We start from the raw sequence: 23,861 nt of genomic DNA, 5'->3' as shown, positions 1-23,861 counted from the left end.
GCTATCCCTTGACCGCGCCTCCCAGGGCGAACCGGCCGCCGAGCGCCCGCGAGACGACCATGTACAGCACGACGACGGGAACGGTGTAGAGCAGCGAGTACGCGGCGAGCTCGCCGTACCGCACGGATCCGTACTGACCGAAGAAGGTGAACACGCGGACCGCCGCCGGCATCTTGTCCGGGCTCGTGAGCAGGATGAACGGGACGAAGAAGTTGCCCCAGGTGGTGACGAGCGTGAAGATCGCGACCACCGCGAGCCCCGGGGCCAGCAGCGGGGCCACCAGGTAGCGGATCGACTGCCAGGCCGAGGCCCCGTCCACCCAGGCGGCCTCCTCCAGGGCGAGGGGGATGCCGTCGATGAAGTTCTTGGTCAGCCAGATCCCGAACGGCAGCGTGCTGGCGGCCAGGAACAGCGTCGTGGCGGTCAGCGAATTCAACAGGTTGGCCTGTACGAACATCCCGTAGACCGGAACCATGATGGCCGTGAGGGGCAGCCCGGTCGCGAACAGCACCGTGTACAGGAACGGCTTCCTGAACCGGAGGTTGTACCGGGAGAGCGGGTAGGCGGCCAGCATCGAGCACACGGCGGTGATGAGCGCGGCTCCCCCGCAGGTCAGGATGCTGTTCCAGATCGGCAGGTAGACGACCTCCGGGGTCATGATCGCCGTGAAGTGGTCCAGTGTGAACCCCGAGGGCGGGCTGGCGCGCAGCGAGGGTTCGGGGTCCACCGAGGCGAACACCATCCACAGCATCGGCACCAGGAACAGCACCGCGAGCACGCCGAGGACGAGGTGGGCGAGGAACCCTCCGGCGGCCCGGCTCGGGGCGCTGACCACGGCGCGTTTCCGTCGGCCCGGGCTCCGGTGTCCCGGGTTCCGGTGCCGCCTCACGGAGCCGCCACGCTTCGGATCATCACTCACCGGCTCTCCTCCTTCCGGAGCATCCACACGTAGACGGTCGAGAACGCCCCGGCGACGACGAGCAGCGCCAACGCGATGGCGGTGCCGTATCCGAGGTCGCCCATGCGCAGGGCCTCCTGGTACATCAGCAGGGGAAGCGTGGTGCTCCGGGAACCCGGACCACCGGAGGTCATCACGAAGATCAGGGTGAAGACCTGCACGGTCTGGAGCGTGATGAGCAGCAGGGTGGTGGCCAGGGTCCGCCGCAGGAGCGGGATCACCACGTGCCACAGCACCTGGAAGGCGGAGGCGCCGTCCACCCGCGCCGCCTCCTTGAGGTCCTCGGGTACTTCGGAGAGCCCCGCCGAGTAGGTCATCATGGAGAAGGCGGTGCCCTTCCAGACGTTGGCCAGCACCACCGCCAGGAGCGGGGCCGCGAACAGCCAGTTCTGGGGACCGGAGCCGAACCAGCCCAGGACGGTGTTGAGGGTGCCCTCCCGTTCGAGGAACGCGTACCAGACGAACCCGGCCACGACCTCCGGAACCACCCACGCGCCCACCACGATCGCCCCCACGGTGGCACGCACGGCTCCGTGGCGGTTCTGGAGCAGCAGGGCCAGGGCCAGGCCCAGCACCGTCTGTCCGAACACGCAGCCCACCAGGAAGACGACGGTGAGGACGGTGGCGGTCCGGAACCGGGGGTCGGACAGCAGTTGGGTGAAGTTGTCGAACCCCACGAACTCGGTCTGCGCGGCCTGGGCGCCGGTCAGGGCCGCGTTGGTGAGGGAGGCCCACACCGTCCACAGGATGGGCCCGGCGAAGAAGGCCAGGAGCAGGAACAGGGCCGGGGCCATCGGGACGGCCCACCGCGCCGCCCGGGCCAGGGGCCGGCGCGACCCGACGGTGGCCACCGCTCAGGAGCCCGTCGTGACGTTGTCGGGTCCGACGATGCCCTCCACCTCTTCGGCGTAGATCGTGGCGGCCTCCTCCGGGGTGGCCTGGCCGAGCATCACGCTCTCCATGGCCTCCTGGACGGCCAGTGAGATCCTGGGATACTCGCTGTAGGCGGGGCGGAAACCGGTGATGTCGACCAGCGCGGCGAACTCCTCGGCCTTCGGGGACTCCTCCAGGAAGGCGGGGTCCTCGGCGACGTCCGCGCGGACCGGGATCTGACCGCCCTCGATCGCGAACTTGACGCCGTTCTCCTGGTTGAGCGCGTACGTCATCACCTCCCAGGCGAGGTCGGGGTCGGTGGCGTTGGCACCCATGGAGAGCGCCCAGCCGCCGGACATGCTGGTGGCTCCGGCTCCCTGACCGTTCTGGGTGGGCATCGGGGCGAACTCCATGACCTCCTCCCACTCGGGCCAGGGCTGGTTGGCCTCCTCGATCCAGGACTGGGTGGCCCACGACCCCTCGAGGCTGATCGCCATCCCGCCGGAGGGGATCCGCTCCTCGTTGTTGACCGTGCCGACGTTGGCGTCCAGGGCGTCCTGGGGGTCGAGGGTGAGGTCCTCCTCGTAGAGGGTCCGGACGAACCCGAGGGCGTCGGTGAACCCGGTGCCGCCGGTGACCCACCGCTCCGACGCGTCGTCGAAGAGGGTGTCCTCGGTGCCGCTGAGCAGCATCTGGAAGCCCTGGAGGGAGGCCATCTCACCGGCGGGGGTGCCCGAGTAGACGTTGAGCGGGACCACGTCGTCCCCGAGTTCGGCCCGGACGGTACGGGCCGTGTCGAGGACGTCGTCCCAGGTGCTCGGAGCCCAGGGAGTGTCGATGCCGGCGCTTTCCAGCAGCTCGGTGTTGTACCAGAGGCCGCGCACGTCGGTGCCGAGCATCACTCCGTAGCGCTGGCCGTCCAGCGAGGTGACCGCCACCGCCTCCTGGTCGCTGTACTGGTCGCGTTCGTCCCAGGCGTCGAAGCGGTCGTCGAGCGGCATCAGGTACCCGGCGTCGGCGTCCTGGTTGATGGTGAACGTGTCCTGGTAGATCAGGTCCGGCGCCTCGCTGGGCGATCCGTTCATGAGGTTGACCTGGGTCTGGTAGTCCTCGGCCTGTGCCTCGATGGCGTTGAGTTCGACGGTGACGCCGGGGTTGGCGTCCTCGAAGTCCTCCTTGACCTGGCGCATCAGCGAGTCCATCGCGATGAAGGTGCCGAACTTCTGGTAGACGACACGGACCGTGTCCTCGTCCCGGTCGGCGCCGGTCGAGCAGCCCGAGGCGACCAGCGCCAGGAGCGGGACGGCGACCGCCGCACGGATGTTCCGTCGGGTTCTCCTCATCGTGGCCCCTCACGCAGAAAGTGGGGTGCCGGGCACCCGGAGCCCCCGGCACGTGACTCACATCACTTGCTTACTAAAAACCTTGGATAAAGACAATGGGTGAAGTGGGCCCTTCCGGGGCGGTTACCCTCGGGTGGTCAGTCAGCGGGCCCGATCGGGCGGAGGGAATCGGCGTATGCGCACAAGCACCAACCTGCTGTGGCTGGGCGGGCTCAACCAGAGCAGGGTGCTCGACGCCGTGCGCCGCTCCGACGGGATCAGCCGGGTGGAACTGGCCGAGCAGACCGGCCTGACCGCCCAGACCGTCTCCAACATCGTGCGCAGGCTCCTGGAGGACGGGCTGGTCCTGGAGGACGGCCGCGCCACGTCGCGCGGCGGCAAACCGGCGACGGTGCTCCGCCTCAACGCGGGCGCCTACTACGCGGTCGGGATGCACATCGACCCGGCCTCCACCACGCTGGTCGTCACGGACCTGGCCGGGCGGGTGGTGGCGCGGCGCCGTCGGCGCACCCCCACGTCGCAGGGGCCGCAGAGGGTGATCGACGCCCTCAGCAGGTCGGTCCGGGCCATCGTGGCGGAGGCGGACGTCCCCGACCGCATCCTCGGGCTCGGGGTGGCCACCCCCGGCCCGCTCGACACCGAGGGTGGCGCCGTGACCCCGCCGCACCTGCCCGGCTGGAGATCGGTGCCGCTGCGGGAGGCCCTCGCGGAGGGCACCGGGCTGAAGGTGGTCCTCGACAACGACGCCACGGCCGCCACCATCGGCGAGCGGTGGTCCGGCGGGGAGGAGCGCTCCTCGGACATGGCCTTCGTCTACGTGGGGACCGGGGTGGGCGGCGGGCTCGTCCTGGACGGACGGGTCTACCGGGGCACCACCCTGAACGCCGCCGAGATCGGCCACGTGACGGTGGACCCGCGCGGCCCGGAGTGCCCGTGCGGGAACCGGGGATGCCTGGAGACCTACGTCGCGCCGCACGCTGTCGCCTCGGACGCGGCCAGGCGCCGGGGAGAGGCCCCGGCGGACTTCGAACGCGGGCAGGCCCGAACGGTCGCGGCGTACCGCAGGGTGTGCCGTGAGGCGCACGCCGGTGACACCGTGGCCCTGGAGGTGGTCTCCGCCGCCGGACGCCGCCTCGGGCAGGCGGCGACCACCCTGCTCAACCTGGTCGACGTGCCGTTGGTGGTGCTCGGCGGCTGGGGCATGTCACACGTCGGGGACCTGTACGGCACCGCCCTGCTCGACGCGGTCTCCGAGCGCTCCATCGCCCGCTCCATGCGGCGGGTGCGGGTGGAGACGTCGAGCATCGGCGAGGACGTCGGCGCGATCGGCGCGGCCGCGCTGGTGCTGCACGCGGCGTACGCGCCCGAGGTCACCAGCGTGTGAGCGGGAGGGCGGGTCAGTCCTCGCGCAGGGCGTGACCGAGGATCTCGGCCACGCGGGCCTCGGTGAGGTCCTCGTCCCCGAGCAGGATCCTGGCGCACAGGCCGTCGGCGGTGGCGGCGAAGCGGCGGACCGTCAGTTCGTCGACACCCTGTTCCCGGGCCACCTCCGACACCGCCTCGCGCCATCGCCGCGCCACCGGCCGCAGGGCCGGGCGACGGGCGGCCAGCAGGTTGAGTTCGCGTTCGGCCAGGGCGCGGGCACGGCCCTCACCTCCCGCGCCGGAGATCACCCGGGCCAGTCCCGCGACGGCCCGCACGGCGTCCTGGCCGGGCTCCTGGAGGGCCGTGAGCTGGTCGATGTAGGCGTCCGAGGCGGCGGTCAGCGCGGCGACCAACAGGTCGTCCATGGTCTTGAAGTAGTAGACGGCGGAGCTGGCCGGGACGTCGGCCTCCCGGGCGACCGCCCGGTGGGTGACCCCGGCGACACCGTCGCGTTCCACGACCCGGAGCGTCGCGGCGATGATCTCCTCCCGCCTGCGCTCGCCCCGGGCCCGTCGTCCGTCGACCCGCTCCGTCGTGCCGCTCACGATCTCCTCCGTCAGTGCTCTGGCGGCGACGATACCAGCGGGTTCAGGCCTCGCTGTGCTCCCCGGGGACCTCGGACGCCACGCTCGTGCGGGCCCGGCCGAGTTCCAGGGCGAGGGCTCCCGTCATCACGAGCACCAGCCCGCCGACCTGCACCATGGTGAGTTCGTCACCGAGCAGCACCAGACCGATGACCGCGACGATCGCCACCCCCGAGGACGTCCACAGTCCGTAGGCGACGCCCACGGCCATGCCCCGCTTGAGGGCGAGCGCGAGCATGAAGTAGGCGACCAGCACGGCCGGGACGGCCACCAGGACCGCGACAGGGCGGGTGAATCCCTCGGAGAGCCCGGTGGCGGTGGCGCCGACCATCTCGGTCAGGAGTGCGGCCGCCAGGAAGAGCCAGGCCATGTTCGTTCCCCTCGTTCGGTCGGCCACGCCTCACGCGACCAACTACTTGAACTATCGTTCAGATAGGTGTGTACTCTGATGCTAGATCTACTTGAACCATCGTTCAAGTTTTTGAGTCGGAGCACCCCAGGAGAACCCGTGTCCCTCGCCTATCTCTTCCTCGCCGGAACGATCGCCCTGGAGGTCGTGGGCGCGATCGCCAGCCGCTACTCGGACGGCTTCACCCGCCCCGCACCCACCGCGGTCACCGTGGTCACCATCGTCGGCGCCTACTACCTGTTCGCCCTAGCCCTGGAAGAAGGGCTCGGACTGGGCGTGGCCTACGCCGTGTGGGCTGCGGTGGGCATCGTGGCCGTCACCCTCATCGGGGTGTTCGCGCTGCGGGACCGGATCACCCGCGTCCAGGTCGCCGGGGTCGTGATGACCGTCGCCGGGGTCCTGGCGCTCGAACTCGGCGGGTGACGGACCTACTGCTCGGGGTAGACGGACTGGATGCGCTCGGCGACGTCCGGGAAGCCGCTCCGCTCCAGGATCTCCACCTGTTCGCGGACGAACGCCGCGCGCTCGCTCTCCCCCGCGACGGAGTCGATGAGCCCGCGCAGGATGGCGACCTGGACGTCCTGTTCCATGCCGCCCTCGTCCACGTCCTGCTCCGCGGGCCACCAGTAGCTCTCGTAGCCCTCCTCGTCCACGCCGCTACCGGCGGTGGGAGCGTGCTCGGGCTCCTCCAACAGGTCGGGCAGCTCGTGTGACGGGGCGGGGAACCTCGGCTCCGGTTCCAGGTCGGGCTCGGGGCCGGGGCCCGGGCCGCGGGACAGCGCCTCACGCGTCCGCGCGGCCTCACGCTCGGCGGCCCACAGCGCACGGTCCTTGCGCAGGTGGGCCATACGGCCGAGACGATCCTCGTCCTCGTCGTCCAGTTCGAGACGGACGTTCTCCGCCCAGACCTGGATCGTGCCTCCGGCGACCGGCTCCTCCACCGCGAACACCGACTCCAGCTCGCTCTCCGCCACCGCACGGTCCTCGGGGTGGGCGTCGCGGAGGATCTCGCGGGCGCGCAGCACGACCGAGCGGACCGCCGGGCCCGCCGGGTTGCGCAGGCTCAGGTCGACCCGGTGGGCCCACCGCCAGTGCACGAGCGCGGAGAACCCGAAGGCGTAGTCGTCCAGGGCACTCGGGAGGTCGATCCGACGCGTGCGGACGCCACGAGTCCCGCTCTGGCCACGCGGCGCCTCGACCGGCGCGGGCTCGTCCCCCTGGTCCGAGCGGTCCCGGAGTTCGTCCCCCGAACCTCGCACGTCGGTCTCCTCCCGCCGCTCGGTCTCCCCGGTGCCGCCGGTCACCAGCTCCGTCACCGTGACCAACAGGTCCGGGCGTGCCAGGACCACGCCCAGCAGCGCCATCGTGAAGGGCAACCAGAGCAGAGTCCATTCCCCGACCAGCGGAAACAGCACCGCGGGGACGATCAACACCACGATGACCGCCACCAGGCGGATACGGGCGAAGGTGGCCACGGGGTGTCTCCTCGGGCGGGGGCAGGGGGCTGGGCAGGAAGGTTCCTCAGGCCAGTGTGCCCGAGAACCGGCGCGAACGCGTCACCAACGCCGAGTCGGACCCCGCCCCGAGCCCGCTTCGGTCGCACTCCTCCGCTTTCCTGAACGCTGACCCCCGCCCGGGACGGAGTTCCTCACGGCACCTGTTTCCCGACCCGGACCGTCGGATATGACCCCTGTGTCCGACCGGTGCCCCGGGTTGTTTCCCTCCGCCAGTGCTGGCTGGCACCGGAACACATCCGCCCAACCCCCCATGAGGTGACGAGAATGTTCGGTGCCGAGCTCCGCCGACGTCGGCAGGATGCCGGGATGACCCTTGAGGACCTCAACCGGAGAGTTCACTTCAGCAAGAGTCACCTGAGCAAGGTGGAGACCGGGGCGAAGAAGCCCTCCCAGGACCTGGTGCGGGCCTGCGACACGGCTCTCGGAGCAGACGGAGAGCTCGCAGCACTCGCCCCCGGAACCACCGAGACACGAGCCGCCCAGGCGGAGCCTCCCACGGCAGACCAGGAGGTATGGCTCATGAGCATGACCCCGGACGGCGAGACGGGTTTCGCCGGAATGGACCGCCGGACCGCCCTCTCTCTCAGCGCCCTGACCGTGCTGGGAGCAGGTCTGGGAGGTGCCACTGGAACGAGTGGCAGCTCCCAGCGAGGGCACACCGACGCCGAACTCGCACTCGACAGTTTCCGTGCCCAGTTGGGCGAACTCAGGACCATGGGGCAGCACATGGCCCCGTCGATGGTGTTCCCCATCGCCATCGTCCAGACCAACGCCCTGCGCCAGCTGGCGAGGACCGCTCCCCCGGCCCAGCGCCCAGCCGTGCTGAGGCTGGCCGCGCGGTTCGCGGAGTACACCGGGTGGATGGCCCAGGAGAGCGGGTCAGACCGTTGGGCTCAGTGGTGGACCGACACCGCCGTGTCCCTGGCCGGAGCCGGTGGCGACGCCGAGATGGGCGAGTACGCCTTGGTGCGCCGGGCCCTACTGACCATGTACGCCCACGATGGCCCTCAGACCGTCGCGCTGGCCCAACGCGCCCAGCGCGCGCCTGAGACGTCGCTCCGTGTGCTCGGGCTCGCTGCCCAACAGGAAGCGCAGGGGCACGCCTTGGTCGGCGACCTGAGGTCCTGCGAACGATCCCTGGAGCGATCCCGGGAACACCTCGCCGCCGACGAGGTGGAAAACAAGAGTGGCAGGGATGGGGACCCGGAAGTTCTGGGATCTCGGCACGTCGGCGACCCGGTGGGGGTGACCCGGGGCTGGTGCCTGGTCGATCTGGGCCGGGTCGAGGAGGCGGCCGAACTTCTGGACCAAGAGTGCGCGTCGCTCTCCCAGAACGCGATCCGGGCGCGGACCCGATTCGGGGTGCGGCGGGCTCTCGCGCACGCCCTGTCCGGGGAGGTGGAGCAGTCCTGCACCATCGCCATCGAACTCCTGACCGCAGCGCCGAGGATGGACTCGGCCACCGTCCGTCTGGACCTGCGCCGCCTCCATCAGACCCTGGCGCGATACCACGGCCACCGATCCGTGCGGGAGCTCTCCCCGCGTCTCCTCACCGCTCTGAGCACGGTCTGACACAGCGCGGTCCCCACCCCGAGTCGGGGCGGGGACCGCGCGCCAGCGGAGGCGATGAGGGCCATGCCCGGAGAGCTCCCCGGGCACGGTCCCGCGCTCGTTCAGAGGTGCGTCGAGATCAAAAGGGCACCCCGTCACCATTGGGTGAGCGCACCGCCTCCGGCGCGAAGTGGGTGAGGCCGACCAGGGGTGGATCGTCACCGTCCGCCTCGGGCTCGAGCGGGTAGCGGCGACGGATCATCTCCGCGATCTCGGTCAGGGAAGCCAGTTCGAAGTCCTTGATCAGCCTGTCCACGAGCTGGACTCGCAGGTCCTCGTTCTCCATGCCGTCGATCTCGTCCATGAGCCTTCCGACAGCTCCCTCGAGCGCACCCTCGACACTCGTGGACGCTCCGCCACCGGAGGGCAGGGCGACCGTCACCTCGTCCGCCCACTCCCGGCCCTCCGGCCACTCCCACACGGGGCTGTCCGGTGAGCGGCCCGGGAGTTCGGTGCCGTTGAGGAAGGAGAACGACTCCGGGGAGGCCGACCTCAGCCGATCCAGGAGATCGGCTGAGTCGACGCCCTTCGAGGCCTCCGCGACCCGGGTGAGCACCTCGATCAGTCCGTGGGTCCGGTCGACGTCGGCGTCCCCTCGCACCAGGTCCCACACGATCGCGCTCCCGGGGGTCGCCAGCACGTCGTCCGCGTAGTACCTGCGCTTCGCGGACTCCACCGAGCGCTCCACCTCCCAGAGGACGCTCTCCTTCCGAGCCTTGGCGATGCGGGCCAGCCGGGTCTGGTCCTCCTCGGAGAGCGCGAGCGTGACGTCGTCCGCCCACACCTCCACGGCTCCGCCGAACCCGTGGGACGCCACTCCCAGCGTCGCCGCGACCTGGTGGAGCGCCATGTCGTGCTGCTCGGGTTGGTACCCCTCGCTCACCCGCCGGGCCTGTTCCACGACGAGCTGTCGGGCCAGGCCCTCGGGGTTGCGCAACCGGTGGTCCGGCTCCCCCACCCAGCGCCACCAGACCATGGCGGAGAGGACGAACGGGTACTCCCTGTCCTGACTGGGTGCCAGGGCCGCCTTGATCCGGGCGTTCTTCGGTCCGCTCTCCACGAACGGGTCCGGTGGACGCACCGTCTCCCCGGGGGTCGCCGCCTTGGTGCTGTTGACCATGAGGGCGAGCACCCCGATGAGCAGCAGAGGCGGCGCCAGGACCAGTGCCCACCAGTCGATCGTCAGGTACAGGACCACCCCCAGCGAGACCAAAGCCGCGGTCAGGATCGCGCCGCGACGCTGTGCGGGACTCATCCGTGCTCCTTCCTCGGTGTTCCGTCCGGGGTCGAGGTGTCCGCCACCGGTGGCTCACGACCGTCCAGACCCTCGGCGGCGTCGACCATGCGCACGAGGAGCTCGCCGTCTGCCCGGTGCAGCTCACGTTGTTCCGAGGTCGCCGTCCCGTCGGCCCAACGCAGCCCTGAGGTGTAGAGAGTGGGCAGCGTCCCGGCGGAGACCGAGGCGGCCAGCAGCACCTCCATCAGCCGCCTTCCCGACCCGATCCACCGGGCCGCGTACGTCCGCGTCTGGGCCCGTTCACGTTGGAACAGAGCACCCAGCCCCGACTTGAGCCGCCACTCCACGGCGGTACGACCGGAGCGCTCCCGCAGGACACCGTTCAACCGGTCGGGAGACGTGAGGTCCCAGAGCAGGTCCCGATCCGTGCCGTGATCCCAGCTCGGCTTGTGGCAGTTCTCCCGAAGGCGGTCGCAGACCCTGACCAGAAGCCTGAGGTACAGGGGATGTGCGGTCGTCAGTGTGGCCAGTTCGGCCCGAGCCGCGTCGGCTGCGGCCGCATCCTTGTTCCTGGCTAGCAAGTGCAGGCGAACGACGGCCTGCCCCGGGTGCGTGGCCGCCAGCTCCTGCGCGCAGACGGCGACCAGGACCTGACCGAAGCCCGAAGCGAGGGTCGTGTTCTTCGACTTCGAGTAGATGAACTGGCGACCGTTCCAGCCGTACCGTTCGTGTCGCAGGACACTCGTCAGCAGCACGGCCGCCTGTGGAGCGGTCCACCTCCGCTGTCTGGACCACTCCTCGACCCGTGGGAAGAGCGCGTCAAGGTCCGCGATCCGCAGCGTCTGTTCGGCCCAGCGTTGCGCGATCCGGTCGCGGTCCACGGGAGACAGCGACCGATCAGCGATGAGTGTGTCCACCCACTGGCCGAACGAGGTGTGGAGCCGGGGGTGTGCGTCCCAGAACGCCGAGCGCAGCATCCTGGCGCGGCCCGCCCGTGTGAAGTAGGCCCTGCGCTCAAAGCGTGTCTCGATCCCGCAAAGACGAAGCTCCTCCTGGAATCCTGGCCGATCAAGCAGAGGTGTCTCGTCGTGAGGAAAGGCAACCTGGGACAGTAGCAGGTCCACGCCGACGGCCAGGTGCTCGACCGGAACCCCCTCCATCAGGGAGGTGGCGAGCAGGATCGCCCGGGGGCGCCCCTTCACGAGCTCGAGGTCCTCCGGCGGCGCAGCTTCCCCTGATTCCAGAGCCTTGCCCAACCAGTCCTCGATTTCCCCCTCGTAACCGGCTTCCCTGCATGCGGTGAAGGTACGCCGCGCCACCTCCTCGATCTCACCCATGGTGGCGGTGGCAGCCCAGATACGGACCCATGATGTGGCGTGAGAGGTCGAGAAGTCCGGAACACCACGAGAGTCCAGGTGCCTGTTCAGCACTGCGAGCGGGTCCGGCCGGTCAACGCGTACCAACAGGTCCCGCAGTGACGAGGAGAGTTTCTCCTCGTCGCCGAGTTCGACCAGCACCACCAGGGAGGCTCCGGCGCGATGGGCCCGCACACGCAACCACTCCAATTCGTCGCGCAGGGGAGTCAGAGAGATCCCGCTTTCCCTGGTGAGGTCGACGAGCAGGCGATCGCCTTCCTCAGGAAAGGTTCCGCTGAGGGCTGGCTGACCTTCGGGTCCGATGTGAACGAGATCGTCCTGAACGTCCCCATCCACCTCCCTGCCCTCAGGCGCCAAAACCATCAGCGCCGCTGTTCTGGCACCGTCGCCCGACGCGGAGCTGAGGACCACGGCACCGTGGTCGGCGATGACGGTTCGGCAGTGGACCTCATCGAAGTCGAGCGGCGCGACGAACCGTTGGCGCAGGGTGGCCAACCAGTCCCCGGCGACGATCCTACGGTCCTGGACGTGCGTGACACCTTTCCCGGAATTCGACCCAAGCCTCTCGGAGTAGGCACTCAGGTAGTAGTGGTTCAGGTATTGGTCTCCACTGACGTTGTTGACCGTCGACCCCTGGTTAACATCGCCCGGTCCGGTATGCGTGGTGGCGCGGTCACCGGCGACGGACGTCGCGGGCGAACCGGAGGGACGCGCGGTCTCCTGAGTAGTCACTCACGCCCCCGTCCGTCTGCGCGGCCGGTGTTCTGCTCCTTGATGCTCTGGTCGCCGGACACGTTGTTGACGGCCGAGTTGTGGTCTCCGGCGACGTGGTGCACGGTGGAGTTCTGGTTAATATCACCGGTACCGGTACTAGTGGTCGTGTGGTCTCCGTTGACGACCACACCGTGGTTACAGAAGTCCCTTGCCTGGATCGCGGTCCCCTCGACGTTTTCCATGGTGTTGCCCTGACCGGCTGCCGCCCCTTCCGCCGCACCAGCTTCCTCCCTCGCGCGTACCCTCTCCTCGAGCTTGGGGGCCGCGATCAGGACCGCGTCAGCGATCTCGTCAAGATCTGGGCCCACGGTCCGGTGTCGGAGCCGCCGGTACTGGCAGCGGGCCAGGGGAACGATGTCATCAGGAAGCTGGTCAGCGCGAAGGCGGGATGTCGAGTCGATCAAGACGGGGATCACCGTCGCCCCGGCCTCAAAAGCCGCAACGATCTCCCAGCGTGTCCAGTCGTCGGGGTCGTCGATCGCCCTCGACCCGTCGTTCTCCCCCTTCTCCAGCCAGCGGTTTCCGATCACCGCCAACAAGACCTCGCAGCCACTGGCCGCCTTTTTGAGTCGACGCTCGAAGTCGGCTCCGGCCGGAATCGAATCACTAGCTCGGAACACCTCGCTCTCACCGAACCTCCGGGAAAGCTCTCGCCCGAGATACGTAGCGACCTGCTCGCCGTCGCCGGTCCGATAGTTGATGAAGCAGCTGTTCAAGGATTTTCCTCCAAACTGAAACTGTCGTTCTTTTAAGAGAACTTCCATCGACCCGCTTAGAGCCTTGGCAATGACGGTCGATATCTCCACCGCTCGCCTTTTCCAACACTCCGATAATGTGCCCTGGAAGCTGATTCATAAAGGCCCATGGGCTTGTTTCCCGGCGCCCCATCATGGGGAAATGGGAAATTCTCTTTCGGGGTTGGCTCCGTGCCATCGCGGGCACCGCCACCGGAGGGTCCCGGGGCACGGGGGTAGAGCGCCGCCCCTCGGGCAGGCGAAGACTCAGGAAACACTGGCGAAAGGCTTCCGCGTTCGCTCCACAAAGGCCGCGGCGGGGCACAGTATGACTGCATGCGATCACCCGACTTCACATCGCCGCAGGCCGGGGCCGATCCGGAGCGGGCCCGGTCCAGGGGCCGTGGGAGCCGCTTCCGCCCCGAGGTCCAGGGGCTGCGCGCCGTCGCCGTGCTGCTCGTGCTCGTCTACCACCTGAACCCGGAGCTCCTGCCGGGCGGGTACGTGGGCGTCGACGTCTTCTTCGTGATCTCCGGCTTCCTCATCACCTCGCTGCTCCTGCGTGAGGTGCGTGAGCACGGCCGGGTGTCGCTGGCCGGGTTCTACGTCCGCCGGGTCCGACGCCTGCTGCCGGCCGCCACCGTGGTGCTCCTGACGACCGGAGCCGCCTCCCTGGTGCTGCTGCCCGTCACCCGGCTGGGAGACACCGCCTGGCAGATGCTGGCCTCCGCGGCGTACGTGGAGAACCTGTACCTGGCCGACCGGACGATGGACTACCTGGCGGCGGAGACCGCGCCGAGCCCGGTCCAGCACTTCTGGTCGCTGTCGGTGGAGGAGCAGTTCTACCTGGTCTGGCCTCTGCTGTTCGTCCTGTGGGCGCTCTTCGCGCGGGGACGGCTCCGCGTGCTCACCATGGCGCTGACCTCGGTGTTCGCCGCGTCGTTGGTCTGCTCGGTGATCCTGACCGGGAGCGGGGATCCCTCCGCGTACTTCCTGCCCACCACCCGGGCCTGGGAACTGGCGGCGGGCGGACTCCTGGCGGTGTTCCTGGCCGACCGGGAACTGCCGCGCCCCCTGCGTCCGCTGTTGGGGTGGGCGGGACTCGCCGCGGTCGTGGCCTCCGCCGTGTTCTACGACTCCGGTACCCCCTTCCCGGGGTACGCGGCGCTGCTCCCGGTGCTGGGTTGTGTGGCGGTGATCGCCGCCGAGCGTTCCGAGGGCCCCTCCGCCGCCACGGTGCTGAGCACCGGACCGGCCAGGTTCGTCGGTGACATCTCCTACGCGCTGTACCTATGGCACTGGCCCCTGATCGTGTTCGCGCTGGTCCTGCTCGAACGGGACACCCTGGGGCCGCTCGGGACGGTGGCGGTCGCGGCGACGTCGCTCCTGCTGGCGTGGCTGACCAAGCTGTGGGTGGAGGACCCGGTGGCCCGGCACGGCCTGGTGCGCACCGGGCGCGGCGCCCTGTCCGTGGCCCTGGTGGGCCTCCTGGCCGTGGCCGCGGTCTCCGCCACGGCACTGGTGCGGGTGGAGCGGTTCCAGGTGAGCGACTTCGACCCGGAACTGCACGTGGGCCCGAAGGCCCTCGGCCTGCCCTCCCCCGAGGGAGCCTCGATGTATCCCTCACCGATCGGCGCGGAGGACGACACCCCCGAGGCGTACGACGACGGCTGCCACGCGGGTTTCGACCGACGGGACCCCTCGGATCCGTGCTTCTACGGCCCCGACGACGCGGAGACCACGGTGGCGCTCACCGGGGACTCGCACAGCACCCAGTGGTTCCCCGCCCTGGACGAGGTCGCGAAGGACCGGGGCTGGCGGCTCGCGGTGTTCAACAAGTCGGCCTGCGCGTTCACCGCCGCCGAGGTGGGCCGTGAGGGTGAACCGTACGAGGAGTGCCAGGCGTGGAACCAGGCGGTCGTCGAGGAGATCGAGGACATGGAACCCGACCTGGTCATCAGCAGCTCCTCGGTGGCCGGACTCCCCCACGGCCTCCAGCCGGGGCCGGAGGCGCGCGACGCCATGGCGGAGGGGATGGTCGAACTGTGGGAGGAGGTCACCGCGTCCGGCATCCCCCTCGTCGCGATCCGGGACACGCCGCGCACCACGTCCGACGTGCTCGACTGCCTGGCCAAGAACGCCGACGACCCCTCGTCCTGTGACCGCCCGGTGGCGGACGCCCTGGAACGGGACGACCCCCAGGAGCTGGCGGTACGTGAGGTCGAGGGGGCCGCGATGGTCGATCTCAACGACCTCATCTGCACGGACCACACCTGTCCGGCGGTGGTCGGGAACGTGGTCGTCTACCGGGACTCGCACCACCTCACCGAAACCTACGCACGCCTGCTCTCGGACGACATGGGCACGAGGATCGACAAGGTCCTGGGCGGTTCCTGAGCTCACCCAGGGGTGCCTTCGGGGCGGAGGGCGAGAAGTCGGGTCGGCTCGCACCGAACGGAGTACCGGGCACGCGGGCGGCGGCCCGGACGGGGACGCCCCTCCTCCGACCTGGCATCCTGGCTCCGGACCGACCACCCCTGCCCCCGGGCAGCCCGAACAGGAGGCACCCACCATGGCCGTCTACGCCGTCACCTACACCTACGCGGAGAACAGCACCGAGGCGCGCGACCAGCACCGCCCGGCGCACCGCGCCTACCTGGACGAACTCTCCCAGCGGAACATCAACCTCTGCTCGGGCCCCTTCGGCCCCGACGACGCCCCCGGTGCCCTGCTGCTCTTCCGGGCGGACTCCGCCCAGGAGGCTCTGGGCCACACCGAGCCCGACCCGTTCCGTCTGGAGGGCCTGGTCACCGACGTCTCGGCGCGGGAGTGGATCCCCGTCCTGGGCCCGCTCGCCCAGGAGTTCTGAGTCTCGACCCTCGGTGACGGGCCCGGGGAGGGGCGGGCCCGTCACCTCCGGGGGTTCACCCCGCCTCCCATTTCGCATGTTCACATCATTCAGATGATTACAGTATCTTGATGCGGAACGCGGAGGGAGGTCCATGGAGCCAGCGAGCACACCGCACGCCACCGAGCCGGACCTGTCGGTCCTGCACGCCCTGCGCTGCGCCGGGTTCTCCGGCACCGCGCGGTTGTCCGAGGTGACCGGTCTGGGCGAGTCGGAGACCGAGTCCACGCTGATCGACCTCGCCGTCTCAGGACTGGTCACCCGCACCTCGGGGTCCTTCGGCGGTTGGGGCCTGAGCGAGGCGGGTCGCACGGAGGGCTTCGCGCGGATCAGCGCCGAACTGGACGCCACCGGAACCCGTTCCCTCGTCGAACACGCCTACGGAGGCTTCCTCGATCTCAACCCGGAGCTGCTGGACCTCTGCACGGCCTGGCAGCTACGGACCGTGGACGGCGTACCGACCGTGAACGACCACACCGACCCCGACCACGACGCCCGGGTCCTGGGGCTGTTCTCCGACCTCGACCGACGTCTGGCGACCGTCTGTGACGGCCTGTCCGCGCGGCTCCTCCGCTTCGACCGCTACCGGGTCCGGCTCTCCGGTGCCCTGGCGAAGGCCCGAGCCGGGGCCCCGGGCCAGGTCACGGACGACGCCGCCTCCTATCACGCGGTGTGGGCCCAACTGCACGAGGACCTGCTGGTCACCCTGGGTCTCCCCCGGTACTGACGGACCACGGAAAGGCGGTCGCGATGGCGTGGACGCACCCTCTCTCCGCGCGGGTCGAGCACGGCCCGGACCTGGTGGGCGGCAAGGCCCACGGACTCCTCACCCTGAGACGCCTGGGCCTGCCGGTACCGGCGGGGTTCGTCGTCACCACCGAGGCCTGCCGCTCCTTCCTCCGCGAGGGACGGGTCCCCCGTGGTCTGCGCGGTGAGGTCGCCGCGGCCGTCACCGCCCTGGAGGCCGAGACCGGACGCCGGTTCGGTGATCCGCGCTCTCCTCTGACCGTGTCCGTACGCTCCGGCGCCAGCGTCTCCATGCCCGGGATGATGACGACGATCCTCAACCTCGACCCGTCCCACGACGCGGACGGCACGGACCCGCTGGAGGCGCTGCACCGGGCGATCACGGAGGTGTTCTCCTCCTGGGACACCCCGCGCGCCAGGACCTACCGCGCACTGCACGGTGTGCCCGACGACCTCGGCACCGCCGTGACCGTGCAGGTGATGGTGCGCGGGGACCGGGACGAGCACAGCGGCAGCGGGGTCGCCTTCACCCACGACCCCAACACCGGTGAACACGGCCCCTTCGGTGAGGTGCTGTTCGGCCGCCAGGGGGACGCGGTCGTCTCGGGCACCACCCTGACCAGCCCCCTCGGCGAGCTCGCCGAGCGCGAACCGGCCGTCTGGGCGGACCTGCTGACCGCCCTGGACCGGGTGGAGGAGCACCACCGCGACGCCTGCTACGTCGAGTTCACCCACGAGTCCGGGCGGCTGTGGATACTCCAGCTGCGCCCCGCCCGCCTGGTCGGAACCGCCGCCGTCCGCGTGGCGGTCGACCTCGCGCAGGCCGGTGTGATCACCCGCGAGGAGGCCCTGTCGCGGGTCGCCCCTCCCCACCTGCGGCACGTGCGCACCCCGCGCCTCGCCCTGCCCGACGGACGTCCCCCGCTCGCACGGGGCGTGGGCGCCTGCCCGGGGGTGGCGGTCGGCCGGGTGGCGACCAGCGCGGAACGGGCGGTCCGGATGGCCGCGCGGGAACCGGTGGTCCTGTTCCGCCCGGAGACCTCCCCGCTGGACATGCGTGGCCTGGCCGCCTCGGCGGGCATCGTCACCGCACGGGGCGGCCCGGCCAGCCACGCCGCCGTGGTCGCCCGGTCACTGGGCACGCCCGCCGTGGTGGGTGTGGGAGACCTGACCGTCGGGCACGAAGCGATCCACGTGGGGGGACACCACGTCCCCGAGGGCACACTGGTGACCGTCGACGGCACCGGCGGTGAACTGGTCCTGGGCCGCGCCCGCGTCACCACGGGCGGTGCCGGGGCTCGTCTCGAACAGCTGCTCACGTGGGCCGACGAGGTCTCGGGCGGGTCCGTGGAGACCGGCGCGGACACCGAGGAGTCCCGCCTGCGCGCCGCCCACGCCGTGCTGCGCGCGTGAGTGCGTGGGAGTCACACCGGCCGTCCGGGATCGGCGGCACGCCGCCGAGGGGTCCCTTCAGAGCGCGCCCCGCTCGCTGAAGTAGCGGGCGGCACCGGGATGGACCCGGTCGGCGGCGACCCCGCTCAGCGCCTGTTCGACGGTGGCGGTCACCTGACCGGGCACGCGGTCTCCGAGGTCCTCGTACACGGCGCCGACCAGCTCGTACGCCAGGTCCTCGTCGAGGTCGGCGTGGGCGTAGAGGGCCTCCCAGGAGGCCATCATGTTGACCTCCCCGTCGTGACCGGGCAGCGTCCCCGCCTCGACGGTGAGGCTCGTGTAGGAGGGGTCGACGCGACCGACCGTCGCCACCACCTCCTCCGGGATCTCCAGGACACGCGGTTCCATCCCCTGCCGCTCGAAGTGGTCGAGCTCCGCGTTGCCGACCTCGTCCAGGAGGACGTAGACGTCGACGTCACCGTCGATGAGGACCTGCTGCGGGGTGTGGGTGTCGAAGTCGTACCCGGAGGTGACGTCCATGGCGAGCGGGTCCAGCCCGGCGGCGAGCAGGACCAGGTCGCTCAGTTCCAGGGTCTCGGGGTCCTCCCAGGCGATGAGCGCCGTGGTACCGGCCAGATCCTCCAGGGTGTGGATGTCGGAGTCGGCCCCGACGACGTACTGGAGGGTCAACGGCGAGACGTTGCCCAGGACCATGACGTTCTCGGGTTCCCGGACCGGATCCCCGTCGAGCACGTCGAGGGTTCCCTCCCGGAGCCGGGTGTACCAGGTGTTGTGTGTGAGGACGACGTCGTTGCGGTAGGACGCGCCGTTCCTGGGCGCGTCGATCTCCCTCTCCAGGGCCAGGAACTCGGCGCCCGGGTCCAGATGGTCGCTGGCGACCTGCTCGGAGAAGGTGACCCCGTCGACCTCCTCGGTCCACGTCTCACAGATCGTCCGGGCCAGGCGCGAGGTCGACAGACCCCAGGCGGCCTCGCCGACCAGGTAGTCGCCGGCGTAGGAGGGCGTGTCCGCGTCCTCGTCCACGTGCACGGGTTCGGATCGGCCGACGAGCCCGGGGAGCGCCCAGTGCAGGGCGCCCCCGAACAGGGCGACCGAAAGTACCGTGGCCCCGACGATCAGCGGGGTCCGGAGACGCCCGGGCCTTCTGGGGGATGTGTACACGATTTCCTTGGGGATGATGGTGCGGCCTCGGACTCCCCGGGTCCCGAGGGACCGGGGGATCCGGTCAGCGGCGCTGTCTCTGGTGGGCGGCCGCCCGTTCCGGGCCGGGGTGGTGGCCCGCGGGTCCGTTCTCACTCTGGCCGGGGCGCTGGCTCTGGTGGGGGCCCGGGTGCCCGCCCTCCTGGTTGGCCCGGGCGAAGGCCTCCTGCGCGTGCTGCCCGCGCTCCCAGACGACGAAGCGTTCGCTCTCCCCCAGCGCCATGGTGGTGAGCCAGACGGCGACGGCGACGTCGTCGACCAGGCCGAACACCGAGAAGATCAGCTCGGGGACGAAGTCGATCGGAGAGATGATGTAGCCGACCAGGACCAGCATCATGAAGAGCTTGCCGCCACCGAGCTCCGGGTAGCGTCCGCGCAGCTTCGCGCCGAGCATGCGCGGGATCGCCCGGACCCGCTCCCACAGCGAGACCTTGCTGTCCGAGTTCTGGATGACCTGCCAAGCGGCCGCACCGGCCGCGGCCCGGTTTGCCTTGCGCATCGTGTTCGTCTCCTCAGGGGGCACGTGACTTCTCAAGATATGACGCGAAGTCTCCCTTGTTCGTTCCCCCTGGCACGGAGGACAACCCCGAACGAGACCGACGCGACACCCCGCGCGCCCCACTCCTCGAACCCCGAGTTGTCCACAGGGGGGACCGGTGGCACTGGTGGGCCCGGAGCAGGAGGGGCATGCTGGAGGTGACGGCGCCTCTGCCCCCACTCGCCAGCACACCGCCGCCGCTCGTCACCGAACCCACCCGCGCGACCTCCCACCGGTGGCGCCACCGGCCGACGGAGGTCGTCCCGGGGCCAGCCGCGACGACGCCGGAGGACCAAGGGGACAAGGAACACGCAGGACATAGGATCTCCCGCATACGGCCCACACGACCCGAACCGGTCCGCAGCACTCCGGACACACGACCGGCCGACCCGCCCCCGACCGACTCCCGGTGACCCGACCCGTTATGCAGGTCACCTTGGCCTCATTGACGAAAACCCACCACATGGCGCAACCCGTGCCCCAAGGTGGTGAATACCGGGCCTCCCGCTGCACCGCACCCATTCGTTACGATGCGTGCGAGTGGCACCTGAGACGCGGGGCGCCTCCGAAGCAACCGACATCGCCCGAGCGCGCAGAACCGATGGAGCCTTTCCAGTGTCCAATGCCCTACCGCGGTCGGAGACGACCGTAGCCCTGTTGGCGGACATCCCCAGCACGGGCCACGTGGGCGAGACCGGAGCACGGCGGTTCGCCATGACCGGCGACGACGTGGGCGCGCGCAGCGCCGCCTTCGTCGCCTTCGCCATGGAGGAGGTACGCGCGGGTCGCCGGGTCGTGGCGCTCTACCCCGCCTGGCGGTCCACCGACGCCCAGAAGGCGGTCAACTTCGCGCGGGGCGCCCTGCGCACCGACCACATCGCGGGGATCGGCGTCGATCTGTCCCCCCTCGCACTCTCCCTCATCGCGGACCAGCTCGCCTACCTCGCCCCCTACCTGCCGCCGGGCATGGTGGCGGCGCTCAGCGCGGAGCTGCCCAAACACCTGTTGGCCGGGGCCTGGCTGAGAACGGTGTCCGGTCTGTCCACCCTCCCCACGAGCCTGCGCCAGCACATGGGTTCGTACGCGCCCACGGTCTCCTTCCTCGCCTACTGCGCCCCCTCCGCCCAGGTGGGCCGCCTACGGCCCTCGGACGTGATCAGTGAGCTGCCCTTCCGCCCGGTCCAGCCGGTGCAGCTGCTGTGCTCCACCCCGGACCCCAGCATCACCCGGGCGTTCGACGAGAACCTGCCCCAGGCCATCCAGCCGGTGGCCACCCGGACCCTGCCCGTCCAACCCCTCGGCAGCACCTACTGGGGCACCAGCAAGTACGTGGAGTTCGTGGCGTTGAGCGCGCACCCCCAGGCCCTCGCCTACGCCGCCGGGGCGCTCCGGGCAGCGGAGTGCACCTGGTGCGGTGAGCCCGTCACCGCCACCTCCTGTCCGTTCTGCGGGGGTGCCAGCAGCGGTACCCCCACCAGGACCCACCACACCGGCCCCGCCGCCCCGGCCCCCGCGTCCCGGAACGGTGTCGCGCGGGACGCCCGCGCGTACCGGGGCCCCTCCGGAGCCCAGGCCCCCGTCTCCCCCGCACCCCCGGGCGCACCCGACTCCCCCGTGTCGCGGCCCGACACCGTGCCACGAGCGACCCCGGGCCCCCACGGGAACCCCGACCACTCCGACCCGCGTGCCACACAGGCGGCCCCGGCCCCTCAGCCCACCGTCGTGCCGCGGGGCGCCGAGCCCCACCGGACCGGGCCGAACCCCCTCAACGGGACCGGCGCTCCCCCCTCGGGCCCGTACACCGACCGACCCCCCGTACCAGCGAACGGGCACAGGCCGCCCGTCCCGCCGAGCCCGCCACCGGGCACCGCGAACCCGGACACGATGCCGAGCCCGGAATCCCCCAGGACCTTCTCCCGCTAGGGTCCGCCGCTCCGACGCCCGGACGGACGGCCCCCGACGACACGGAAACGGATACCACCCCCTATGAACCCCCGTCAGCGACGCGGCGTACTTCTCATGGTCGTGGCCGCTATCGGCGCCGTCGCCGTGTTCGCCTCCGTCTTCACCTACGTCAACGGCCAGCAGGACCAGGGGGGCAGGGTCGCCACCGTCCTGAGACTCGTCGAGGACGTCGACGCCAACCAGCCCCTGGGCCAGGACTCGTACGCCCCGGTCGAGGTACCCGCGTCGTACTTCGACCCGGAGGTCTTCATCTCCGACCTCGAGGAGATCGACACCCCCGAGGGCCAGGAGCTGGTGGCCGCCAGCCACCTGACCGAGGGAGCCATCCTCCAGCACGGCATGGTCAAGCCCCAGCCGACCCTGACCGCCGGCGAGCGCGAGATCGCGATCATGGTCAGCGCCGAGACCGGGATCGCCGGCAGGATCCAGCGGGGGTCGGTCGTGGACATCTACGGCACCTTCCAGGCTCGCGACCACGGTGAGGCCTGCGCGACACGGATCGTCACCGAGGTGGAGGTCCTGGACATCGGGGAACTGCGCAGCCAGGAGTCCGACGCGGGCGGGGTGACGGGCGTCGTCCCGGTGACCTTCCGACTCGACCCGCAGACCGCGCTCCAGCTCGCCTACGCCGAGGAGTTCGCGACCAAGCTCCGTATGGCGCTGGTGAGCGCGGCGGACGGCGGCGATCCCGGTGACACCCAGGTGTGCAGCGGTGACTTCGAGGGGATCTTCGAGAACGCCTCCGGCGGAACCGGCCAGGGCGACCAGAGCGACCAGCGGCGCACGCCGCATGAGGGGTAAGTACCAGTGAACTTCCGAGTCCTGGCGGGGATGCCCAGCTCCGAGACGGAGATGGTGATCGCGGCGCGCTTCGAGGAGCTGGCCGGGGCCGACCTCGTCTCGTCCCGCCTCACCAGCACGGACCTGATCAACGCCGCGGGCGAATACTCCGACCTCGACGTGGTCCTCGTGCACCGGGAACTGGGCCCCGCCCCGGTCTTCGACACCATCCGGGACCTGTCGCACCGGCATCCGCAGCTGGCGATCCTGCTGGTCTCGCCGTCGATGGACCCGGACACCTTCACCGCCGCGATGGAGGCCGGAGCGCGGGGCGTGGTCCCGGCCGACTCCGGGGCGACCGAACTGGAGACCCGGGTCGCCAAGGCCGCCGAGTGGTCGCGGACCCTGCGCCGGCACCTGGAGTCGGCGTCGCTGGAACTGCCCGCCTCCGGGGTGCGGGGCCGGATCGTCACCCTCAGCGGGGCCAAGGGCGGCGTGGGCACCACCACCTGCACCGTGCACCTGGCGATGGCCGCGGCCCGGCGGGACCGGCTGGTGTGCCTGGTCGACCTCGACCTCCAAGCCGGTGACCTGCCCTCCTACCTCAACCTCCAGCACCGCAGGTCCATCACGGACCTCGTGGACGCCGCCGACGACATCAGCCCCGGGATGCTCGCGGAGACCCTCTACGTGGACCCGCGCGGCCCCCACGTGCTCCTGGCCCCCCAGCACGGCGAGCGCGGCGAGGACGTCACCGCCCGGGCCACCCGCCGCATCCTGAGCGCCCTGCGGTCCCGCTACGAACTGGTGATCGTGGACTGCGGCTCCACCATGAACGAGGCGACCGCGATGGCGGTGGAGGTGGCCGACAGGTCCGTGGTGACGGTGACCCCGGACGTGCCCGCGCTGCGGGGCGCCCAGCGGCTGATGGCCATGTGGGAGCGCCTCCAGATCCGCTCGCACGAGGACGTCTACTCCCTGGTCACCCGGCACAGCCGCAAGAACGAGATCCAGCCGGACTTCCTCCAGCAGCTGCTGGGCACCAAGGTGCTGCGCACACCGGTCCCGGCGGCCTACCGGGCGCTGGAACCCGGGGAGAACAACGGGGACCCCACGAAGGTGACCGACGAGGGACTGCGCAAGGCCTTCGCGCGGCTCGCGTCGGAACTGGACCTGCTCGTCCCCCCCACCGCACTCTCGGGGGGAACCGGGCCGGGCGGTCACACCACCCCGTCGGGCGGGCTCCCCCAGGGGCTGGCCGGGCTGGCCTCGCGTCCGCAGCCGCCGGGCGGCCCGACCACCCGGGACGTGTCCGGGTTCCTCAACGCCATGGGCCAGGACCCGGCCTCCGGGCACCAGCCCCGGCCGGTCGGGCCCTCCCCCTGGGGTCCGGGCCCCCAGCACCCGGGAGGGGGGATCGGTGGCTGAGGACCACCGGGAGTCCGGGAGGAGACGGGGCACCGGAGACG

At 70.6% G+C, this 23,861-nt stretch carries 21 protein-coding genes; 10 read left to right on the top strand and 11 right to left on the bottom strand.

Annotation, left to right across the window (positions count from 1 at the left end):
- Position 1: 1 nt before the first annotated feature.
- From ACRWK8_RS20165 to ACRWK8_RS20155, 3 genes are all read right to left on the bottom strand, one after another.
- Positions 2 to 835, bottom strand: coding sequence for a carbohydrate ABC transporter permease (locus ACRWK8_RS20165; protein WP_431872160.1), 834 nt, complete (start codon positions 833 to 835; stop codon positions 2 to 4).
- Positions 836 to 915: 80 nt separating this feature from the next.
- The gene (locus ACRWK8_RS20160; protein ID WP_378737295.1) at positions 916 to 1,752 is read right to left on the bottom strand and encodes a carbohydrate ABC transporter permease; all 837 of its coding nucleotides are present in this window, start codon (positions 1,750 to 1,752) and stop codon (positions 916 to 918) included.
- Between the two features lie 60 nt (positions 1,753 to 1,812).
- Positions 1,813 to 3,174 (bottom strand): extracellular solute-binding protein, encoded by a 1,362-nt coding sequence (locus tag ACRWK8_RS20155; protein ID WP_378737297.1) that lies wholly within the window; start codon positions 3,172 to 3,174, stop codon positions 1,813 to 1,815.
- Between the two features lie 175 nt (positions 3,175 to 3,349).
- Between ACRWK8_RS20155 and ACRWK8_RS20150 the strand changes: the two genes are divergently transcribed.
- Positions 3,350 to 4,558 (top strand): ROK family transcriptional regulator, encoded by a 1,209-nt coding sequence (locus ACRWK8_RS20150; protein ID WP_378737299.1) that lies wholly within the window; start codon positions 3,350 to 3,352, stop codon positions 4,556 to 4,558.
- Between the two features lie 13 nt (positions 4,559 to 4,571).
- Here ACRWK8_RS20150 and ACRWK8_RS20145 read toward each other — a convergent pair whose 3' ends face one another.
- Positions 4,572 to 5,144 carry a TetR/AcrR family transcriptional regulator gene (locus ACRWK8_RS20145; RefSeq protein ID WP_431872157.1) on the bottom strand — a complete coding sequence of 191 codons (573 nt, stop codon included), beginning with the start codon at positions 5,142 to 5,144 and terminating at the stop codon, positions 4,572 to 4,574.
- 43 nt (positions 5,145 to 5,187) lie between these two features.
- Positions 5,188 to 5,553: a DMT family transporter gene (locus tag ACRWK8_RS20140; protein WP_431872154.1), complete on the bottom strand. Its 366-nt coding sequence runs from the start codon at positions 5,551 to 5,553 to the stop codon at positions 5,188 to 5,190.
- Positions 5,554 to 5,691: 138 nt separating this feature from the next.
- Between ACRWK8_RS20140 and ACRWK8_RS20135 the strand changes: the two genes are divergently transcribed.
- Positions 5,692 to 6,015 carry a DMT family transporter gene (locus ACRWK8_RS20135; protein WP_378737305.1) on the top strand — a complete coding sequence of 108 codons (324 nt, stop codon included), beginning with the start codon at positions 5,692 to 5,694 and terminating at the stop codon, positions 6,013 to 6,015.
- 5 nt (positions 6,016 to 6,020) lie between these two features.
- On the opposite strand, the gene ACRWK8_RS20130 is transcribed toward ACRWK8_RS20135, so the two are convergent.
- The gene (locus ACRWK8_RS20130) at positions 6,021 to 7,067 is read right to left on the bottom strand and encodes a hypothetical protein (protein WP_378737307.1); all 1,047 of its coding nucleotides are present in this window, start codon (positions 7,065 to 7,067) and stop codon (positions 6,021 to 6,023) included.
- A gap of 306 nt (positions 7,068 to 7,373) precedes the next feature.
- Here ACRWK8_RS20130 and ACRWK8_RS20125 point away from each other — a divergent pair, with 306 nt between their 5' ends.
- Positions 7,374 to 8,681 carry a helix-turn-helix domain-containing protein gene (locus ACRWK8_RS20125; RefSeq protein WP_431872151.1) on the top strand — a complete coding sequence of 436 codons (1,308 nt, stop codon included), beginning with the start codon at positions 7,374 to 7,376 and terminating at the stop codon, positions 8,679 to 8,681.
- 118 nt (positions 8,682 to 8,799) lie between these two features.
- On the opposite strand, the gene ACRWK8_RS20120 is transcribed toward ACRWK8_RS20125, so the two are convergent.
- The 3 genes from ACRWK8_RS20120 to ACRWK8_RS20110 all read right to left on the bottom strand — a co-directional run bounded on the left by ACRWK8_RS20120 (position 8,800) and on the right by ACRWK8_RS20110 (position 12,913).
- Positions 8,800 to 9,975, bottom strand: a complete 1,176-nt coding sequence (locus ACRWK8_RS20120; RefSeq protein ID WP_431872149.1) for a hypothetical protein — start codon at positions 9,973 to 9,975, stop codon at positions 8,800 to 8,802.
- Positions 9,972 to 11,507, bottom strand: coding sequence for a hypothetical protein (locus tag ACRWK8_RS20115; RefSeq protein ID WP_431872147.1), 1,536 nt, complete (start codon positions 11,505 to 11,507; stop codon positions 9,972 to 9,974). Before ACRWK8_RS20115 ends, ACRWK8_RS20120 begins: the two co-directional genes overlap by 4 nt.
- A 554-nt stretch (positions 11,508 to 12,061) precedes the next feature.
- On the bottom strand, positions 12,062 to 12,913 hold the full coding sequence (locus tag ACRWK8_RS20110) for a TIR domain-containing protein (RefSeq protein WP_431872145.1): 852 nt from the start codon (positions 12,911 to 12,913) through the stop codon (positions 12,062 to 12,064).
- A 264-nt stretch (positions 12,914 to 13,177) separates the two neighbouring features.
- Between ACRWK8_RS20110 and ACRWK8_RS20105 the strand changes: the two genes are divergently transcribed.
- The 4 genes from ACRWK8_RS20105 (at position 13,178) to ACRWK8_RS20090 (ending at position 17,909) form a co-directional block, all read left to right on the top strand.
- Positions 13,178 to 15,238 carry an acyltransferase family protein gene (locus ACRWK8_RS20105; RefSeq protein WP_431872143.1) on the top strand — a complete coding sequence of 687 codons (2,061 nt, stop codon included), beginning with the start codon at positions 13,178 to 13,180 and terminating at the stop codon, positions 15,236 to 15,238.
- Between the two features lie 175 nt (positions 15,239 to 15,413).
- Positions 15,414 to 15,710, top strand: a complete 297-nt coding sequence (locus ACRWK8_RS20100) for a YciI family protein (RefSeq protein WP_378737318.1) — start codon at positions 15,414 to 15,416, stop codon at positions 15,708 to 15,710.
- Positions 15,711 to 15,843: 133 nt separating this feature from the next.
- The gene (locus ACRWK8_RS20095) at positions 15,844 to 16,476 is read left to right on the top strand and encodes a transcriptional regulator (protein WP_431872141.1); all 633 of its coding nucleotides are present in this window, start codon (positions 15,844 to 15,846) and stop codon (positions 16,474 to 16,476) included.
- Between the two features lie 23 nt (positions 16,477 to 16,499).
- Positions 16,500 to 17,909, top strand: coding sequence for a PEP/pyruvate-binding domain-containing protein (locus ACRWK8_RS20090; RefSeq protein WP_431872139.1), 1,410 nt, complete (start codon positions 16,500 to 16,502; stop codon positions 17,907 to 17,909).
- A 57-nt stretch (positions 17,910 to 17,966) separates the two neighbouring features.
- Here ACRWK8_RS20090 and ACRWK8_RS20085 read toward each other — a convergent pair whose 3' ends face one another.
- Positions 17,967 to 19,070 carry a TAXI family TRAP transporter solute-binding subunit gene (locus ACRWK8_RS20085; protein ID WP_431872137.1) on the bottom strand — a complete coding sequence of 368 codons (1,104 nt, stop codon included), beginning with the start codon at positions 19,068 to 19,070 and terminating at the stop codon, positions 17,967 to 17,969.
- 64 nt (positions 19,071 to 19,134) lie between these two features.
- Entirely contained in the window at positions 19,135 to 19,608 is a 474-nt protein-coding gene (locus ACRWK8_RS20080; RefSeq protein ID WP_431872135.1) for a YkvA family protein, read from the bottom strand.
- 696 nt (positions 19,609 to 20,304) lie between these two features.
- Here ACRWK8_RS20080 and ACRWK8_RS20075 point away from each other — a divergent pair.
- From ACRWK8_RS20075 to ACRWK8_RS20065, 3 genes are all read left to right on the top strand, one after another.
- Entirely contained in the window at positions 20,305 to 21,570 is a 1,266-nt protein-coding gene (locus tag ACRWK8_RS20075; protein WP_378737328.1) for a chromosomal replication initiator protein DnaA, read from the top strand.
- Positions 21,571 to 21,633: 63 nt separating this feature from the next.
- The gene (gene cpaB / locus ACRWK8_RS20070; RefSeq protein WP_378737330.1) at positions 21,634 to 22,413 is read left to right on the top strand and encodes a Flp pilus assembly protein CpaB; all 780 of its coding nucleotides are present in this window, start codon (positions 21,634 to 21,636) and stop codon (positions 22,411 to 22,413) included.
- 6 nt (positions 22,414 to 22,419) lie between these two features.
- Positions 22,420 to 23,820, top strand: a complete 1,401-nt coding sequence (locus tag ACRWK8_RS20065; protein WP_378737332.1) for a CpaE/TadZ family protein — start codon at positions 22,420 to 22,422, stop codon at positions 23,818 to 23,820.
- Positions 23,821 to 23,861: the final 41 nt, after the last annotated feature.

It is taken from the genome of Nocardiopsis eucommiae (assembly GCF_965344335.1).
GTDB classification, from domain to species: Bacteria; Actinomycetota; Actinomycetes; order Streptosporangiales; family Streptosporangiaceae; genus Nocardiopsis; species Nocardiopsis eucommiae.
Note: the sequence above shows the minus strand (reverse complement) of the source record. Positions and strands in the feature narration are given on the sequence as shown.

Bases quoted from the DNA above. Each gene is read 5' to 3' on its own strand.
- ACRWK8_RS20160 (WP_378737295.1), bottom strand. From the start codon at position 1,752: ATGGCCCCGGCCCTGTTCCTGCTCCTGGCCTTCTTCGCCGGGCCCATC.
- ACRWK8_RS20155 (WP_378737297.1), bottom strand. From the start codon at position 3,174: ATGAGGAGAACCCGACGGAACATCCGTGCGGCGGTCGCCGTCCCGCTC.
- ACRWK8_RS20150 (WP_378737299.1), top strand. From the start codon at position 3,350: ATGCGCACAAGCACCAACCTGCTGTGGCTGGGCGGGCTCAACCAGAGC.
- ACRWK8_RS20140 (WP_431872154.1), bottom strand. From the start codon at position 5,553: ATGGCCTGGCTCTTCCTGGCGGCCGCACTCCTGACCGAGATGGTCGGC.
- ACRWK8_RS20125 (WP_431872151.1), top strand. From the start codon at position 7,374: ATGTTCGGTGCCGAGCTCCGCCGACGTCGGCAGGATGCCGGGATGACC.
- ACRWK8_RS20120 (WP_431872149.1), bottom strand. From the start codon at position 9,975: ATGAGTCCCGCACAGCGTCGCGGCGCGATCCTGACCGCGGCTTTGGTC.
- ACRWK8_RS20105 (WP_431872143.1), top strand. From the start codon at position 13,178: ATGCGATCACCCGACTTCACATCGCCGCAGGCCGGGGCCGATCCGGAG.
- ACRWK8_RS20100 (WP_378737318.1), top strand. From the start codon at position 15,414: ATGGCCGTCTACGCCGTCACCTACACCTACGCGGAGAACAGCACCGAG.
- ACRWK8_RS20095 (WP_431872141.1), top strand. From the start codon at position 15,844: ATGGAGCCAGCGAGCACACCGCACGCCACCGAGCCGGACCTGTCGGTC.
- ACRWK8_RS20090 (WP_431872139.1), top strand. From the start codon at position 16,500: ATGGCGTGGACGCACCCTCTCTCCGCGCGGGTCGAGCACGGCCCGGAC.
- ACRWK8_RS20080 (WP_431872135.1), bottom strand. From the start codon at position 19,608: ATGCGCAAGGCAAACCGGGCCGCGGCCGGTGCGGCCGCTTGGCAGGTC.
- cpaB (WP_378737330.1), top strand. From the start codon at position 21,634: ATGAACCCCCGTCAGCGACGCGGCGTACTTCTCATGGTCGTGGCCGCT.